Genomic DNA, 15,753 nt, shown 5'->3' with positions numbered 1-15,753 from the left:
CGTTACGCTTACGGAACGACGTGGTACGCCACGTTCCTGCTATTGAAAGTCCGATTCGATAAAGCCGGCCTTCTTGACGATACGGTCGATATCGACCAGTGTGGTCAGCAAATCCTTCATGCGGGCGAGCGGCACGGCATTCGGGCCGTCCGACAGCGCGCACGCGGGATTCGGGTGGGTTTCCATGAACAGGCCCGACACGCCCGCCGCGACCGCTGCGCGCGCCAGCACGGGCACGTGCTCGCGCTGGCCGCCGGACGACGTCCCCTGCCCGCCCGGCAGCTGCACCGAGTGGGTGGCGTCGAACACGATCGGGCAGTTCGACTCGCGCATGATGGCGAGCGAACGCATGTCGGAAACCAGGTTGTTGTAGCCGAACGAGACGCCGCGCTCGCACGCCATGAACTGGTCGGACAGGCCGGCTTCCGCAGCTGCGGCGCGCGCCTTGTCGATCACGTTCTTCATGTCGCCCGGTGCCAGGAACTGGCCCTTCTTGATGTTCACGGGCTTGCCGGAACGGGCGCAGGCGTTGATGAAGTCGGTCTGGCGGCACAGGAAGGCCGGCGTCTGCAGCACGTCCACGACGCTCGCGACGACCGGGATCTCTTCCTCGGTGTGCACGTCGGTCAGGACGGGCACGCCGATTTCCTTGCGCACGTCGGCCAGGATCTCCAGGCCTTTTTCCATGCCGGGGCCGCGGAACGACTTGCCGGACGAACGGTTCGCCTTGTCGAACGACGATTTATAGATGAACGGGATGCCCAGCGCCGAGGTGATTTCCTTCAGCTGGCCGGCCACGTCCATGGCCATCTGGCGCGACTCGATCACGCAGGTGCCGGCGATCAGGAAGATCGGCTGGTCGAGGCCGACGTCGAATCCGCACAGTTTCATGCTGCATCTCCTTGCAGTGCAGGCGTGTTTGCGGCCTGCTTGTTGCCGCTCGCTGCCTGGTGGGCCAGCGCGGCCTGGATGAACGACGAGAACAGCGGGTGGCCGTTACGCGGCGTCGACTTGAACTCGGGGTGGAATTGCACGCCCATGTACCACGGGTGGACATTGCGCGGCAGTTCCATGATCTCGCACAGGTCTTCGTTCGGCGTACGCGCCGCGACGACGAGGCCTGCAGCTTCGACCTTCGGCAGGTAGTAATTGTTCGCTTCGTAGCGGTGGCGGTGGCGCTCCGTCACGACGTTGCCGTAGATCTCGGCGGCCAGCGTGCCCGGGTTCACGGCGCAGGTCTGCGCGCCCAGGCGCATGGTGCCGCCCAGGTCGGAATTGACGTCGCGCTTCTCGACCTTGCCGTCGTGGTTCTGCCACTCGTTGATCAGGGCGACGACCGGCTGGTCGGTCTCCGGATCGAATTCCGTCGAGTTGGCGTTCGGCAGGCCGGCCATGTGGCGCGCGTATTCGATCAGCGCGACCTGCATGCCCAGGCAGATGCCCAGGTACGGGATCCGGTTTTCGCGGGCATAGCGGGCGGCCATGATCTTGCCTTCCACGCCGCGCTTGCCGAAGCCGCCCGGCACGAGGATGGCGTCGTACTTGGCCAGGTTGGCGCAGCCCGTCGACTCGATCTCTTCCGAGTCGATGTATTCGATGTTGACGCGGCTTTCCGTGTGGATGCCGGCGTGGCGCAGCGCTTCCGTCAGGGACTTGTACGACTCGATCAGGTCGACGTACTTGCCGACCATGCCGATCGTGACTTCGTGCTTCGGATTCTCCAGCGTGTGGATCAGCTTCGTCCACATCGACAGGTCGGCCTTGGGCGCCTCGAGGCCGAGGGCGTCGAGGATGATGTCGTCCAGGCCCTGGTCGTGCAGCACCTGCGGCACTTTATAGATCGTGTCGACGTCCCATACGGAGATGACGGCCTGCTCTTCGACGTTGGCGAACAGCGAGATCTTGGCGCGCTCGTCGTCCGGGATGCGGCGGTCGGCGCGGCACAGCAGCGCGTTCGGCGAAATACCGATCTCGCGCAGTTTCTGCACCGAGTGCTGGGTGGGCTTGGTCTTCAGTTCGCCGGCGGACGAGATGTACGGCACGAGGGTCAGGTGCACGAACGCGGCGCCCTTGCGGCCCTGGCGCAGCGACAGCTGGCGCGCGGCTTCGAGGAACGGCAGCGACTCGATGTCGCCGACGGTGCCGCCGATCTCGACGAGCGCGACGTCGACGCCTTCGGCGCCGCGGCGGATGTAGTCCTGGATCTCGTTGGTAATGTGCGGGATCACCTGCACGGTCTTGCCGAGGTACTCGCCACGGCGTTCCTTGCGGATCACCGATTCATAGATCTGGCCGGTCGTGAAGTTGTTCACCTTCTTCATCCGCGTGCTGATGAAGCGCTCGTAGTGGCCCAGGTCCAGGTCGGTCTCGGCGCCGTCGTCGGTGACGAACACTTCGCCGTGCTGGGTGGGGCTCATCGTGCCCGGGTCCACGTTGATGTACGGGTCGAGCTTGAGCATGGTGACTTTGAGACCGCGCGATTCGAGGATCGCGGCGAGGGAGGCGGCCGCGATCCCTTTACCCAGGGAAGACACGACGCCGCCAGTGACGAATACGAATTTGGTCATTGTGCAGAAGGTGCCGAACGGCACGCGCGGGAAATAGAAATTATACCTTAAACCTGCAAATACTTCCTCATTCCATCTTGGCAACATATCCCATTGCCAACAATGGGGAACTATGGCTACACTGGTGATCTTTCTTCCATGTCAAGAAAATCGGCCATGCACGCACCTGACGACCGTCCTTTCGATGCGCCGACTTCGCATGGCCTGTCGTTCTCCGGCAGCGGCGCCGAATACTTCCGCATCTGGATCGTCAACCTGATGCTGACGGTGGCCACGCTGGGCATCTACTCGGCTTGGGCCAAGACCCGCCGGCTGCAGTATTTTTACCGGAACACCCAGCTCGCCGGCGCCGGCTTCGACTTCCGCGGCGACCCGAAAGCGATCCTGCGCGGACGCATCCTCGCGGTGGCGCTGCTGGCGGCGTATCACTACGCGTTCGGCTTCTCGCTCAAGGTGGGCGTCGTCACCGTCGCACTGCTGCTGGCCGGCCTGCCCTTCATGATGCGGTCCGCGCTGCGTTTCCGCCTGTCGAACACGGTCTACCGCGGCCTGCCGTTCGGCTTCGCGGGCGGCATCAAGGAGGCCTACATCGTGTACTTCGTGCCGGTGGCGATCTTCGTGCTGCCCGGCGCGCTCGTCGCCCTGATGCCGGGGAATCCCGGCGTCGGCGCCATCTTCCTGCTGTACCTGTGCTGGCCGCTGATGCATGGCGCGATGAAGGCCTACCAGCACAAGCACCTGATGGCGGGCGACCAGCATGCCGCGTTCGGGCTCGACACGGCTGACCTGGCCAAGCCCTACGTGCGCGCATTCCTGATCGGCCTCGGCGTGATGGTGGTCATCGGCCTGTCGATCGGCCTCTCGGTGTATCTGGCGCGCGGGCAAAAGTCGGCGGCGGCGTTCGCGGCGTTCCTCCCGGCCGTCCTCGCCATCGTGCTCGCGTATCTCTACATGCTGCTGATGGGGCCGTACATCCTCGTGCGCATGAACAACCTGGCCTGGTCGGCCACATCCTTCCCCGGCATCCGCATCACGTGCGCGATGCGGACCTGGCCCTATCTGCGCCTGCAGACGGTCAACGTGCTGCTGACCCTGCTGACGTTCGGCCTGTTCCGCCCGTTCGCCGTCGTGCGCACGTGGAAATATCGCGTGGCCCACCTCAGCGTCGACGCGCCGGACGGGTTCGAGCAGGCCGTGCTGGCGGCCCGGCGTCCACCCGCGGCGGCGGCCGGCGACGGCATCGCCGACTTCCTCGGCGTCGACCTGTCGTGGTAAGGAGCGCAAGATGATCGCAGCCCATTTCTTCGATGGCCACGACGCCCGCCTGCAACCGGTCGGCCTGGACGTACGCGATGGCCACCTGCACGTCGATGCGTCCGGGTTCGAACGCAGCTTTCCCCTGGCGGACGTCGCGCTGGCCGAACCGTTCGACCAGGCGCCACTCGTGCTGCGCCTCGGCGACGCCACCTGCGAGGTGCCATACGGCCCGGGACGGCAGGCGCTGCTGGCCGCGCTCGGCTACCGCAAGAGCGCCGTCGAGCGCTGGCAGGCACGCTGGCCCGCCGCCCTCGCCGCCCTCGTCCTGCTGCTGGCGCTGCTCGGCGCCGGTTTCGTGTGGGGCGTGCCGGCCGCCGCCGAATTCGTCGCCGCGCGCCTGCCGGCCTCGGTCGACACGAAGCTCGGCCAGGCTGCGCTGGCCGGCCTGGAAGCGCAGGGCATGCTGGCGCCGTCGCGCCTCTCGGACGACCGCATCGCCGACGTCGAAGCCCTGCTGCCCCGTGCGCTGCCCGCGCACGCGCGCGTGCCCGTGCGCCTGCTCGTGCGCTCGTCCGACACGTTGGGCGCCAATGCGCTGGCGCTGCCGGACGGCACGATCATCGTGACGGACGCGATGGTCCGCCTCGCGCTCGACGACGACAACGAACTGGACGACAACGGCAAAGCCGCCCTGCTGGGCGTGATCGGCCACGAGGTCGGCCACATCGAACGGCGCCACGCCACGCGCGCGATGACGGGGTCGTCGCTGACGGCCGCGATGTCGGCCACGCTGTTCGGCGACTTCAGCGCCGTCGCCGCCGGCCTGCCGGCCGTGCTGACGCAGATGCGGTATTCGCGGGCGATGGAGCTGGAAGCGGACGACGACGCGATCGCGGTCCTGCGCCGCAACGGGCTCGAACCGGACGTGCTCGCCGATGCCCTGGAGGCGCTGGAACGCGCGCGTCCGGGCGAGGACAAGCTCCCCCGCTGGCTGAAGAAATCGATGTCGTATCTGTCCACGCACCCCGACACCGCCGAACGCATCGCGCGCCTGCGCAGGACCGCCCGCTGAAGCAGTTGTCAACCTCATCATTGCTGTTAGCCGGCATGCATGAAGCTGTCACATGCCGGCAACATTATGGTGCTTATATGCACACATTTCGTGCACTGAGTTCCACAAAGCAACATAAATTTTCTTCCTGTACGTAGAATCAAGCCGGGAACAGTTTGTTACCTCTTCCCCATAACAATCACGCTTGAATCAAGGAAGAACCAAGATGGGCTTTCTCGCCAATATGAATATTGCGAAACGTCTCGGCGTGGGCTTCGCCCTCGTGCTGGGCCTGACCCTCGTCATCGCGGCCGCCGCCGTCTGGCGCCTGAACACGATCGCGGATGCGACGCGCGCGATGATGGCCGTCCCGCTGGCCAAGGAGCGCATGATGGAAGAATGGCATATGCAGACGTTCGCCGCCGTGCGCCGTACCGCCGCCATCGTCAAGAGCTCGGACCCCAGCCTCGTCGAATTCTTCAAGGCCGACGGCGTCAAGACCGCCAGCCGCTCGACCGAACTGCTGAAGCAGATCGAAGCGTTGCTCGACAGCGACGAGGAACGCGCGCTGTTCGGCCGCATCACCGAACTGCGCAAGGCCTACACGTCGTCCAAGGAACGCGCCATCAAGGCCAAGGCCGCCGGCGACACCGCGGAAGCCGAGCGCATCCTGAACCAGGAATACGTGCCGACGTCGGAAGCCTACGAAGGCAAGCAGGCCGAACTGGTCAAGATGCAGCAGGACCGCATCGACACCGTCGCCAAGGAGATCGACAACGCCAGCCGCCACAGCGCGCGCATGATCATGATCGTGGCCGGCGTCGCCGTGCTGTTCGGCGCCGCCTGCGCGTGGGTGCTCGCGAATGCGATCGTCCGTCCGATCCGCCAGGCCGTCGAGGTGGCCGAGAAGGTGGCCGGCGGCGACCTCACCCAGCACATCGACGCGAGCGGCACGTGCGAAACCGGGGCCCTGCTGCGCGCGCTGCGCAACATGAACGACAGCCTCGTCGCGATTGTCGCCCAGGTGCGCAGCGGCACCGATACCATCGCCACCGCGTCGGCCGAAATCTCGGCCGGCAACATGGACCTGTCCTCGCGCACCGAACAGCAGGCCGGCTCGCTCGGCACGACGGCCAGCACGGTCGAGGAACTGACGGGCACCGTGCGCCAGAACGCGGACAACGCGCGCCAGGCGAGCCAGCTGTCGATCGCCGCGTCGGAAATCGCCACGCAGGGCGGCGCCGTCGTCGACCAGGTCGTGCAGACGATGGGCGCGATCAACGATTCGTCCAAGAAGATCGTCGACATCATTTCGGTCATCGACGGCATCGCCTTCCAGACCAACATCCTCGCGCTGAACGCCGCCGTCGAAGCGGCGCGCGCCGGCGAACAGGGCCGCGGCTTCGCCGTCGTGGCGGGCGAGGTGCGCACGCTGGCCCAGCGCTCGGCCGCCGCGGCGAAAGAGATCAAGGCACTGATCGTGGACTCGGTCAGCAAGGTCGAGGACGGCACGAAGCTGGTCGACCAGGCCGGCATGACGATGAGCGAAGTGGTCGACAGCATCCGCAAGGTCAGCGACATCGTCGCCGAGATCGCCAGCGCCAGCGGCGAGCAGAGCACCGGCATCGAACAGGTCAACAACGCGATCGCCGACATGGATTCGTCCACGCAGCACAATGCCGCCCTCGTCGAGGAATCGGCGGCGGCCGCCACCGCGCTGCGCGACCAGGCCGACAAGCTGGCCGAAGTGGTCGCCCTGTTCCATATCGACTCGAAAGCCATGACGGCACCGAAGGCCGCGCCCGCACCCGCTCCCTCGCGCGCCGTCGTGCCCGTGAAGACGAGCGTCCGCAAGCCGGCACCGAAGGCGGCGCCAAAGGCGGCCGCTACCGAGGAGTGGGAGACGTTCTGAAGCCGTCCGTGCGCTCCCGCCCGAACCGGCGCGCCGGACTCGGGTTATGCTTCTGCTTCCGGACAAGAACGAGGCGAGGAGAAGGGATATGTCCTACGAGGAACGCGACGACTACGGCATGTACAAGAACAAGCACGGCAAGGGCCCGGGCCCGGAGCTGATGGGCGCGAACACCCTGATCGGCGACCACGTCCACAACCTGCAGAACGAGCACCTGGGCGTCATCAAGGAATTCATGGTGGACATGCGCACGGGTACCATCGCCTACGCCGTGATGTCGTCCAGCCGCTTCCTCGGGCTGGGCGAAAGACTCTTCGCCGTGCCCTGGCAGGCGCTGACCCTGGACCCGCGGCACAAGCGCTTCACGATGGACTTCCCCAAGGAGCGCATCGCCAGCGCGCCCGGCTTCGATACCGACCACTGGCCGGACATGGCCGATACGCGCTGGACGGGCGAGGTGCACGCGTACTTCGGCACCTCGCCGGCCTGATTACTTCTTCGGCATCAGGTCGAGCAGGATCGCCGTCTCGGCCTTGATGGTATTGACGACGGTCGGCTTGAAGTCCGGCGCCCACTGCGGCGAGTGCGTACCCGGCAGCGGCTGGCCGGCCTTCTTCGCGGCGTCCAGGCGGGCGGCGTCGACGGCGCCCACGTGCAGCAGGATCGCCTTCACGCCCGGCTGCTGGCCATACTGCGAAAAGTCTTCCGACGTCATCTTCGGCGGCATCTCCTTCACGAACTCGGGGCCCACCGCGCCCTGCACGGCCTTCACCATGCGGGCCAGCGTCTCCGGATCGTTGTAGACCGAATCCGTACCCGGCTTCACTTCCACCAGCGGCTCCTTCGGCGCGCCGGCGGCCATCGCTTCGCCCTTCGCTTCGCGCGCGATGCTGGCCAGCACGCGCTTGCGCACTTCCGGCTTGAAGGTGCGCACGGACAGCTGCATGGTCACCTGGTCGGGAATGATGTTCGCCTGCGTACCGCCGTGGATGCTGCCCACGGTGATCACGACCGGGTCGATCGGATTGTTCTCGCGCGAGACGAGCGTCTGCAGCGCCAGCACGATGCGCGACGCCATCACGATCGGGTCGCGCGCCTCGTGCGGCACGGCGCCGTGGCCGCCCTGGCCGAACACGGTGATGCTGACGACGTCGGACGACGCGCGGAACGGACCCGCGTGGTACATGATCGTCCCGGACGGCATGGACGCGTCGTCATGGAACGACAGCGCGTAATCCGGCTTCGGGAAGCGCGTGAACAGGCCATCCTTCAGCATCGCGCTCGCGCCGTTCACCGGCTCCTCGGACGGCTGGCCGACCAGCATCAGCGTGCCGCTCCAGGCCTTGCGGTTCCCGGCCATCAGCTTCGCGGTGCCGTACCACGCCGACATGTGCAGGTCGTGGCCGCAGGCGTGCATCACGGAGACGGTGTCGCCGGCGGCGTTCTTCGTCGTGACCTTGCTGGCGAACGGCAGGCTCGTTTTTTCCTGGACCGGCAGTGCGTCCAGCTCGGTGCGCAGCATCACGGTCGGGCCGGGGCCGTTGCGCAGGATGGCGACGACGCCGGTGCCGCCGACACCGGTCGTGACGTCGAAGCCCAGCGCCTTGGCGCGCTCGGCCAGCTTGGCCGCGGTCTGGTGTTCGTTGAACCCGAGCTCGGGGTTGCGGTGCAGGTCCTGGTACAGCGTCTCGATGGCCGGGTAGCTGGCGTTCAGCTGTTCGGCGAACGGCGCGGGCAGCGCGGCGGCGGCGGCGACCTGGGTGCCGATGACGCCCGCCAGGAACAGGGTGGTGCGGAGAATGCGGGAAGATTTCATGGGTATCCGTGAACAAAAAAAACGGGTGGACGATGCCGCCACCCTTTTTTACGCTAACAGATGCGTCCAAATGCGACAATGGATCGTTTAACAATCCCCAGAGGAGGCTTGTGGAAACTACGTAGTGGAGTGTTGCGTAAAAGTTTCTTTACAGTATTTATTTATTCCAAGTGGAAAGTATGATGCGTACAATACGCCCCTTCGTTTCACAAGGAATCACGATGGGACTCATTGCAAACATGAAGATCGGCCGACGGCTCGGCCTGGGCTTCGCCCTCATTCTCGCGATGACGGTGGCGATCGCCGCGGTCGGCGCGTGGCGCCTCACCGAAGTCGCCAATGCGACCAAGGCCATGATGGCCGTGCCGCTCACGAAGGAACGCCTGATCACGGACTGGTACAGCCTGAACTACGCCTCGATCCGCCGCACCGCCGCCATCGTCAAGAGCACCGACCCGTCGCTCGGCCCGTACTTCAAGGACGACGCGGCCGCCTCGGTGAAGCGCGCCGCCGAACTGCTCAAGCAGATCGAGCCGCTGATCGCGGCCAGCGGTCGGGAACATGACCTGTTCGCGCAGATCCTCGAACAGCGCAAGACGTACAGCGCGTCGCGCGACGGCGCCGTCAAGGCCAAGGCCGACGGCAACGCGGACGAAGCCGCGCGCATCCTCGACCAGGCGTTCACGCCGGCCGCCCAGAAATACCAGGCGCTGCTGCAAGACCTCGTCGCCATGCAGCGCACCAGCATGGATGCCACCGCCGCCGCGATCGATGCCGACGCGACGCTCAGCACCCGCCTGATCGTCATCTTCAGCAGCTGCGCGCTGGCGCTGGGCGCCCTCGTGTCGTGGCTGCTCACGCGCGGCATCGTGCTGCCGATCCGCGCCGCCGTGGCCGTGGCCGAGACGGTGGCCGCCGGCGACCTGACGCACGCGATCGAAGCGCATACGCAGGACGAGACGGGCGCCCTGCTGCGCGCCCTGCGCCACATGAACGACAGCCTGGTGGGCATCGTCAGCCGGGTGCGCGGCGGCACCGATACCATCGCGACGGCCTCGCGCGAGATCAGCGCCGGCAACCTCGACCTGTCGGCCCGCACCGAGCAGCAGGCCGGCGCGCTGGAAGAAACGGCCGCGTCGATGGAGGAACTGACGACGACCGTGCGCCAGAACGCGGACAATGCGCGCCAGGCCAACCAGCTCGCCATCGCGGCATCAAGCATCGCCACGCAGGGCGGCGCCGTGGTCGGCGAAGTCGTCACGACGATGGGCGCCATCAACGCGTCGGCCAGCCGCATCGCCGACATCATCGGCGTCATCGACGGTATCGCCTTCCAGACCAACATCCTCGCCTTGAACGCGGCCGTGGAAGCGGCGCGCGCCGGCGAACAGGGACGCGGCTTCGCGGTCGTGGCGTCGGAAGTGCGCAACCTCGCACAGCGCTCGGCCGCCGCGGCGAAGGAGATCAAGGACCTGATCGCCACGTCGACGGCCAACGTGGACGCGGGCACGAAGCTCGTCGACCAGGCCGGCGCGACGATGGAACAGGTGGTCGGCAGCATCCGCCGCGTGACCGACATCATGGCCGAGATCACGAGCGCCACGCAGGAGCAGACGGGCGGCATCGAGCAGGTCAACCAGGCCATCGGCCAGATGGATCAGGTGACCCAGCAGAACGCGGCGCTCGTCGAGGAAGCGGCGGCAGCGGCGGCGTCGATGCAGGAGCAGGCGGCGACGCTGGCCGAGGTGGTCGGCGTGTTCAAGGTCGAGCGCGGGTTCAGCCTGGCGGCGCCGGTGGCGGCAAGGCCCGTCGCACGCCCCGCCCTGCCGGCGACCTTCTGATCCTTACACCTTGCGCACGCTGCAGACCGTGTCGAACCACGACTGCATGCCCACCAGCGGCGCCGGATTGACGGGCAGGATGGCGTTGATGTTCACGCCGTTGCCGCGCCCGCCGCGGTGTGCGTCCCACCACACGCCGTTCGTGAGGTCGTCGACGCGCGGCGCCGAGGCAAGGGTCTTGCGCATCGACGCCTGGCCGGTGGCATCCAGCACGGCGTCGCGCGCGCCCGCGCGGCCCTGCGCGGCGCGCCCGCCCACCTGCCAGCCCAGCGAGTTCGACACGGCCAGCACCTTCGGATGGATGGCGTCGGTGACGAACACGCGGATGCGCGCGCGGCCCACCACCTCCTCGCGTCCCGCGGGCGCGGCCTTGAAGGCGACGTCGCCCCGGGCGCCCGAGCGCGGGCGGTAGGTCGTCAGTTCGACCATGTCGCCGGACTTCACCCCGATGCGCCGCGCCACCTTCGGATGCATCCACATCGGGTTGTCGTGCACGATCTCGGACAGGTATTTCTGCGACGCCGTGCGGCCCTGCGTGTGCACGTTCCACTTGAACGTCGTCAGGACGAAGCGGTCGTCGGCAAGCCGGTCCAGGCCGGGCACGGGATGGAATGCCGGCATGCCGTCGTCCGTCATGCCCGCCTTCGTCGCGACCTCCGCCACTTCCGGCGCGAGGATCTCGAAGCGGCGCGACGGCGTGGCGAACCCGCGCAGCGGCTCGCCCTTCACCATCATCCCGATGGCGCGCTCCTTGCCCGTCTTGTCCATCTTGAGAATGCGGCCCGTGCCGTCGACGCGCGTTCCGTCCAGTTGCGCGGCACCGAGCCTGCGGCGGTACACCTCGTAAGTCTTGGGCTGGCTCGTGTCCACGTGCACGCCGTAGTGCTTCATATAGTCGAAGCCCGACGCGAACGTGCGGCCGTCGGGACCTTGCGTCGGAAGCTTCGAACACTGCGCGCGCACGAAGTCCTCGTGCGCACCGAACGCGAAATACTTCGCCTGCTCCGGCGCCAGGCGCCGGCCCACGTCGAACAGGACCTCGGGGAAGGACCGCGCCTCGCCCGGCGGCGCCGTCATCGGCTGGCGCAGCATCACGTAGTGCTGCAGCTCGAGGTTGTTGCGGATGTCCATGCCCCACCGTTCGAGATAGGTCGCATCGGGCAGGATCAGGTCGGCCCAGTGCGCCATCTCGGAATATACGATGTCCGAGCAGGCGTGGAACGGGATCAGCTTTTCGTCGGCCAGCACACGGGCGGCCGTCGTGCGGCCCTCCGGCCACGTCATCGGGGACACGATCGTGTAGCTCAGGTAGACGTCGAGCTGCGCGCGGCCCTGCTCCAGGTAGTCGTACACGACCTGGCCCACCTTCATCTTCTGCCACCGGTTCGCCAGCGGCCATTCGGGCGGGTCTTCCAGGTCGGTGCGGATCCTGGCTTTGGGCGGCTCGGGCTGCGGCGCCGGGTACTTCGCCGGCGCCAGCTTCTCCTCGAGCCCGTAGCAATAACCGCCCGGCCGCCCGACGGAACCGACCAGCGCATTGAGCATCACGACGGCCCGTTCGTTGTTGAAGCCGTTGTAGTGCGCGCCCGTGCCGCGGTTGGTGAACGCGGCGACGGCGGGACGCGCGCGTGCGAACTCGATCGCGATCCGCTCGATGTCGGCGGCCGGCACGCCCGACTGGGCCTGCGCCCACGCCGGCGTGCAATCCTTCAGCCACGTGCGCAGTTGCGCCTCGCCGGGCTGCACGAAGTCCTCGATGAAGGCGCGGTCGTGCAGGTTCTCGCGCAGGATCACGTGCGCCATCGCGAGCGCGATCGCGCCTTCGGTGCCGGGATGCGGCTGGAACCATTCGTCGCTGCGCCCCGCGGTATTCGACATGCGCACGTCGAACGTCACGAGCTTGGCGCCGTGGTCGAAGCGCGCCTTGACGACCCGTTTCACCAGATGCAGGCCGCCCTGGTGCGCCTCGTAGAAGTTGGCGCCGAAGTTCAGGAAGTAGCGGCAGCGCTCGGCGTCGATCGATTCCCAGTCGGTCTCGCCCAGGCTCACGTAGTTGGCGGCGCGCTTGTTCGACGAGCACAGCGCGCGGTGGTTCAGCAGGACGGGCGAGCCGACCGCGTTCAGGAAGCGCGCGAACTCGGCTTCGTAGCGCGAGCGGCCCTGGTGGATCGCCACGCGCTCCGGGTGGCCGGCGGCGATGCTCTTGCGGATGCGCGCCGCGATCTCGTCGTACGCCTCATCCCACGTGATGCGCTTCCACAGGCCCTCGCCCCGCTTACCCACCCGCTTGAGCGGGTACAGCAGGCGCTCGGGATACGTGTTGATCGTGGGACCGCTCTGCCCCTTCGCGCACGTCATGAAGCTGCCGAGGTTCGGATCGAGCGGATTGCCGCGGATCTTGACGACCTTGCCATCCTCGACGAACCCCTCGATGCCGCACACGGTGGAGCAGTTCAGGCACACGCTTTTCACCGCCGTGGCCGTGCGGTAGTCGACGTGCCGCTTGCGCGCCTTGCCGTCCGCGTCGGTCGCGTAGTTCAGCGGCTCGGCGAGACCGGCCGCGGCATCGCCCGGAGCGAGGAGGATCGTTTCGCCGACCGCCAGCGTGGCCAGCGCGCCCAGGCCGGACTTGAGAAAACCGCGTCGTTCCATCACTTGCCTCCCTTCGGTTTGGCCGTCGCGTTGCCGACGACGGTGCCGTAATCGGCGCGCAGCTCCGCCCACGTGTCGATCTCGTACGTGAACGGATCGTGGTTGCGGCCCTTCGGCAGCTTGTTCTCGACGGCGCGCGGCACGACGGTCCCGATGCCGCGGTAATGCACGGCCGGCCTCGTGCCCTCCTGCGGCTTGAGCACGGCCAGATCCTTCCCGTGCCGCGCGTTGAAGCGGCTCGCGGCGCTGCCCGGGTCGTTCAGGTCGCCGAACGCGAACACGTCGGCGGGACAGGCTTCCACGCAGGCCGGCTGCATGCCGGCATCGAGCCGGTGACTGCAGAAGTCGCACTTGTCCGCGACCTGCGCGACCGGATCGATGTGGATGGCGCCGTACGGGCACGCGGCGATGCAGTCGCGCGACCGGTCGCAGCTGTCCACGTCGATGCGCACGACGCCGTCCGCGTCGCGGCGGATCGATTCGGTGGGACACGCCTTCAGGCACGGCGCATCCTCGCACTGCATGCACAGGGCAGGCAGGAATGCGCGCTTCGGCGTGACCTTGCCGGCGGCGTTCTTGCCGTGGAAGTCGTGGTAATAGACCTTGGTGCGGAACATGCCGAGGTAGACCGAGTTCTCGACCTTGCAGGCGACGGAGCAGGCATGGCAGCCGATGCAGCGCTCGGTGTCGATGGCCAGGCCCCAGTGCGGAGTTTTTTCAGGTGTCATGGCGTGAAGAATGGTGGGCCGCGCGGGCGCGAAACCCGCGATGATAAACGATCGCGCCGCGCGGCCCCTTCACATCGCGTTACGGCGCGGCCGCGAAGTGGCGGTTCACGCCACTGAGGATCGCCCGGAACGACGCGGTCATGATGCTGCCGTCCACACCGACGCCGAACAGCGAGCCGCCGCTGCCGACGCGCAGCTCGACGTAGCACGCGGCCTGCGCATCGGCGCCGCGACCCAGCGCGTGCTCGTGGTAATCCATCACCTTGACGTCGAGGTCCAGCGCATTCACGAACGCGTCGATCGGGCCGTTGCCGATGCCGTGGCGGGTCGTGCGCACGCCGTCGGTCTCGATGTCCACCTCGAGCCGCGTGCCGTTTTCTCCTTCATTCGACATGGCGTGACCGCGATAGACATGACGGCCCGGGTCCAGGTACTCGCCGCGGAAGATCGCGTGGATGTCGGCGGCGGCCACTTCGCGTCCGCTGCTGTCGGTCGCGTGCTGCACGGCGCGGCTGAATTCGATCTGCAGCCGGCGCGGCAGGACAAAGCCGTATTCCTGCTCGAGCAGGTACGCGATGCCGCCCTTGCCCGACTGGCTGTTCACGCGGATCACGGCATCGTAATTGCGTCCCAGGTCGGCCGGATCGATGGGCAGGTATGGTACTTCCCAGATCGCGTCGGACTTCTGCTGCGCGAAGCCCTTCCTGATGGCGTCCTGGTGCGAGCCGGAGAATGCGGTGAACACGAGGTCGCCCGCATACGGATGGCGCGGGTGGACAGGCAGCTGGTTGCAGTCCTCGACGCACTGGCGCACCGCATCGATGTCGGAAAAATCGAGCCCCGGGTGGATGCCCTGCGTGTACAGGTTCAGCGCCAGGGTGACGATGTCCACGTTGCCGGTGCGTTCGCCGTTCCCGAACAGACAGCCTTCGACGCGGTCCGCGCCCGCCATCACCGCCAGTTCCGCCGACGCGACGGCCGTGCCGCGGTCGTTGTGCGGATGCACCGAGAGGACAATCGCGTCGCGGCGTTCCAGGTGGCGGTGCATCCATTCGATCTGGTCGGCATACACGTTCGGCGTGCTGCACTCGACCGTCGACGGCAGGTTGACGATCATCCTGCGGTCCGGCGTCGGCTGCCAGATCGCGGAGACGGCATCGCACACCTCCTTCGCAAAATCCAGTTCCGTCATGCTGAACGTCTCCGGCGAGTACTCGAACACCCATTCCGTGCCGGGCCGCGCGTCGGTCAGTTCCTTGATCAGGCGGGTGCCGTTCAGCGCGATCTGCTTGACGTCGTCCGGGGTCGCGCCGAACACGATGCGGCGGAAGGCCGGCGCGATCGGATTGTAGAGGTGGACGATGGCGCGCCGCGCGCCCTGCAGCGAGTCCACGGTACGGCGGATCAGGTCGTCGCGCGACTGGGTCAGTACCTCGATCGTCACGTCGTCCGGAATGCGGTCTTCCTCGATCAGCTTGCGCACGAAATCGAAATCCGTCTGCGACGCGGAGGGGAACGCGACTTCGATTTCCTTGAAGCCGATTTTTACGAGCTGCTCGAACATGCGCAGCTTGCGCTCCACGCTCATCGGCTCGATCAGGGCCTGGTTCCCGTCGCGCAGGTCGGTGCTCATCCAGATGGGCGGACGTTCGATGATGCGGTCCGGCCAGGCACGGGACGTGGTGGAAACGGTCGGGAAACGGCGGTACTTTGCTGCGGGGTTCGACAACATGGACGACTCCTTGTCAGGGCTGTGGGAAAACGCGGGCGTGACGGGTCCCGCCGCATGGCGCGCATGCGGTGCGAAAACCCGAACGAAATCAGAGGTGGCGGAAAGGCTGCCCGGCTGCCACGGGGCACGTGGCCAGGCAACCGGACGCTAGTCGAAAGACGGGAGTGAACATGGAATGGCGAACCTTATTCTGAAAC

General features: G+C 66.9%; 11 protein-coding genes. 5 read left to right on the top strand and 6 right to left on the bottom strand.

Annotated features, from left to right (window positions below):
• Positions 1-39 precede the first annotated feature (39 nt).
• Entirely contained in the window at positions 40-891 is an 852-nt protein-coding gene (gene kdsA, locus ASD28_RS28315) for a 3-deoxy-8-phosphooctulonate synthase (protein WP_056136599.1), read from the bottom strand.
• Complete coding sequence (locus tag ASD28_RS28310) at positions 888-2,567, bottom strand: CTP synthase (RefSeq protein WP_056136597.1); 1,680 nt, start codon at positions 2,565-2,567, stop codon at positions 888-890. The genes kdsA and ASD28_RS28310 overlap by 4 nt, the downstream gene beginning before the upstream one ends.
• Before the next feature lie 156 nt (positions 2,568-2,723).
• On the opposite strand from ASD28_RS28310, the gene ASD28_RS28305 reads away from it, so the two are divergent.
• The 4 genes from ASD28_RS28305 (at position 2,724) to ASD28_RS28290 (ending at position 7,277) form a co-directional block, all read left to right on the top strand.
• Positions 2,724-3,842, top strand: a complete 1,119-nt coding sequence (locus ASD28_RS28305) for a YjgN family protein (protein ID WP_056136594.1) — start codon at positions 2,724-2,726, stop codon at positions 3,840-3,842.
• 10 nt (positions 3,843-3,852) lie between these two features.
• Entirely contained in the window at positions 3,853-4,896 is a 1,044-nt protein-coding gene (locus tag ASD28_RS32220; protein ID WP_056136593.1) for a M48 family metallopeptidase, read from the top strand.
• Positions 4,897-5,119: 223 nt separating this feature from the next.
• The gene (locus ASD28_RS28295; protein WP_229412433.1) at positions 5,120-6,787 is read left to right on the top strand and encodes a methyl-accepting chemotaxis protein; all 1,668 of its coding nucleotides are present in this window, start codon (positions 5,120-5,122) and stop codon (positions 6,785-6,787) included.
• An 88-nt stretch (positions 6,788-6,875) separates the two neighbouring features.
• Positions 6,876-7,277 carry a PRC-barrel domain-containing protein gene (locus tag ASD28_RS28290; protein WP_056136589.1) on the top strand — a complete coding sequence of 134 codons (402 nt, stop codon included), beginning with the start codon at positions 6,876-6,878 and terminating at the stop codon, positions 7,275-7,277.
• Here the strand turns inward: ASD28_RS28290 and ASD28_RS28285 are convergent, their stop codons facing one another.
• Positions 7,278-8,603 (bottom strand): amidohydrolase, encoded by a 1,326-nt coding sequence (locus ASD28_RS28285; RefSeq protein WP_056136587.1) that lies wholly within the window; start codon positions 8,601-8,603, stop codon positions 7,278-7,280.
• Positions 8,604-8,824: 221 nt separating this feature from the next.
• Between ASD28_RS28285 and ASD28_RS28280 the strand changes: the two genes are divergently transcribed.
• Positions 8,825-10,444, top strand: coding sequence for a methyl-accepting chemotaxis protein (locus ASD28_RS28280; protein WP_056136585.1), 1,620 nt, complete (start codon positions 8,825-8,827; stop codon positions 10,442-10,444).
• A gap of 3 nt (positions 10,445-10,447) precedes the next feature.
• On the opposite strand, the gene ASD28_RS28275 is transcribed toward ASD28_RS28280, so the two are convergent.
• The 3 genes from ASD28_RS28275 to leuA form a co-directional block, all read right to left on the bottom strand.
• Entirely contained in the window at positions 10,448-13,096 is a 2,649-nt protein-coding gene (locus ASD28_RS28275) for a molybdopterin-dependent oxidoreductase (protein ID WP_056136583.1), read from the bottom strand.
• On the bottom strand, positions 13,096-13,824 hold the full coding sequence (locus ASD28_RS28270) for a 4Fe-4S dicluster domain-containing protein (protein WP_056136580.1): 729 nt from the start codon (positions 13,822-13,824) through the stop codon (positions 13,096-13,098). The genes ASD28_RS28275 and ASD28_RS28270 overlap by 1 nt, the downstream gene beginning before the upstream one ends.
• Before the next feature lie 79 nt (positions 13,825-13,903).
• Positions 13,904-15,556, bottom strand: a complete 1,653-nt coding sequence (gene leuA / locus ASD28_RS28265) for a 2-isopropylmalate synthase (protein ID WP_056136579.1) — start codon at positions 15,554-15,556, stop codon at positions 13,904-13,906.
• Between the last annotated feature and the right edge of the window lie 197 nt (positions 15,557-15,753).

This window comes from Massilia sp. Root133, from assembly GCF_001426525.1.
Classification (GTDB): Bacteria; Pseudomonadota; Gammaproteobacteria; order Burkholderiales; family Burkholderiaceae_D; genus Telluria; species Telluria orientalis.
Note: the sequence above shows the minus strand (reverse complement) of the source record. Positions and strands in the feature narration are given on the sequence as shown.

What these genes read in the sequence shown, in the direction of transcription:
- ASD28_RS28295 (WP_229412433.1), top strand. Translation starts at nt 5,120, where the DNA reads ATGAATATTGCGAAACGTCTCGGCGTGGGCTTCGCCCTCGTGCTGGGC.
- ASD28_RS28270 (WP_056136580.1), bottom strand. Translation starts at nt 13,824, where the DNA reads ATGACACCTGAAAAAACTCCGCACTGGGGCCTGGCCATCGACACCGAG.
- kdsA (WP_056136599.1), bottom strand. Translation starts at nt 891, where the DNA reads ATGAAACTGTGCGGATTCGACGTCGGCCTCGACCAGCCGATCTTCCTG.
- ASD28_RS28275 (WP_056136583.1), bottom strand. Translation starts at nt 13,096, where the DNA reads ATGGAACGACGCGGTTTTCTCAAGTCCGGCCTGGGCGCGCTGGCCACG.
- leuA (WP_056136579.1), bottom strand. Translation starts at nt 15,556, where the DNA reads ATGTTGTCGAACCCCGCAGCAAAGTACCGCCGTTTCCCGACCGTTTCC.
- ASD28_RS32220 (WP_056136593.1), top strand. Translation starts at nt 3,853, where the DNA reads ATGATCGCAGCCCATTTCTTCGATGGCCACGACGCCCGCCTGCAACCG.
- ASD28_RS28305 (WP_056136594.1), top strand. Translation starts at nt 2,724, where the DNA reads ATGCACGCACCTGACGACCGTCCTTTCGATGCGCCGACTTCGCATGGC.
- ASD28_RS28285 (WP_056136587.1), bottom strand. Translation starts at nt 8,603, where the DNA reads ATGAAATCTTCCCGCATTCTCCGCACCACCCTGTTCCTGGCGGGCGTC.
- ASD28_RS28290 (WP_056136589.1), top strand. Translation starts at nt 6,876, where the DNA reads ATGTCCTACGAGGAACGCGACGACTACGGCATGTACAAGAACAAGCAC.
- ASD28_RS28310 (WP_056136597.1), bottom strand. Translation starts at nt 2,567, where the DNA reads ATGACCAAATTCGTATTCGTCACTGGCGGCGTCGTGTCTTCCCTGGGT.
- ASD28_RS28280 (WP_056136585.1), top strand. Translation starts at nt 8,825, where the DNA reads ATGGGACTCATTGCAAACATGAAGATCGGCCGACGGCTCGGCCTGGGC.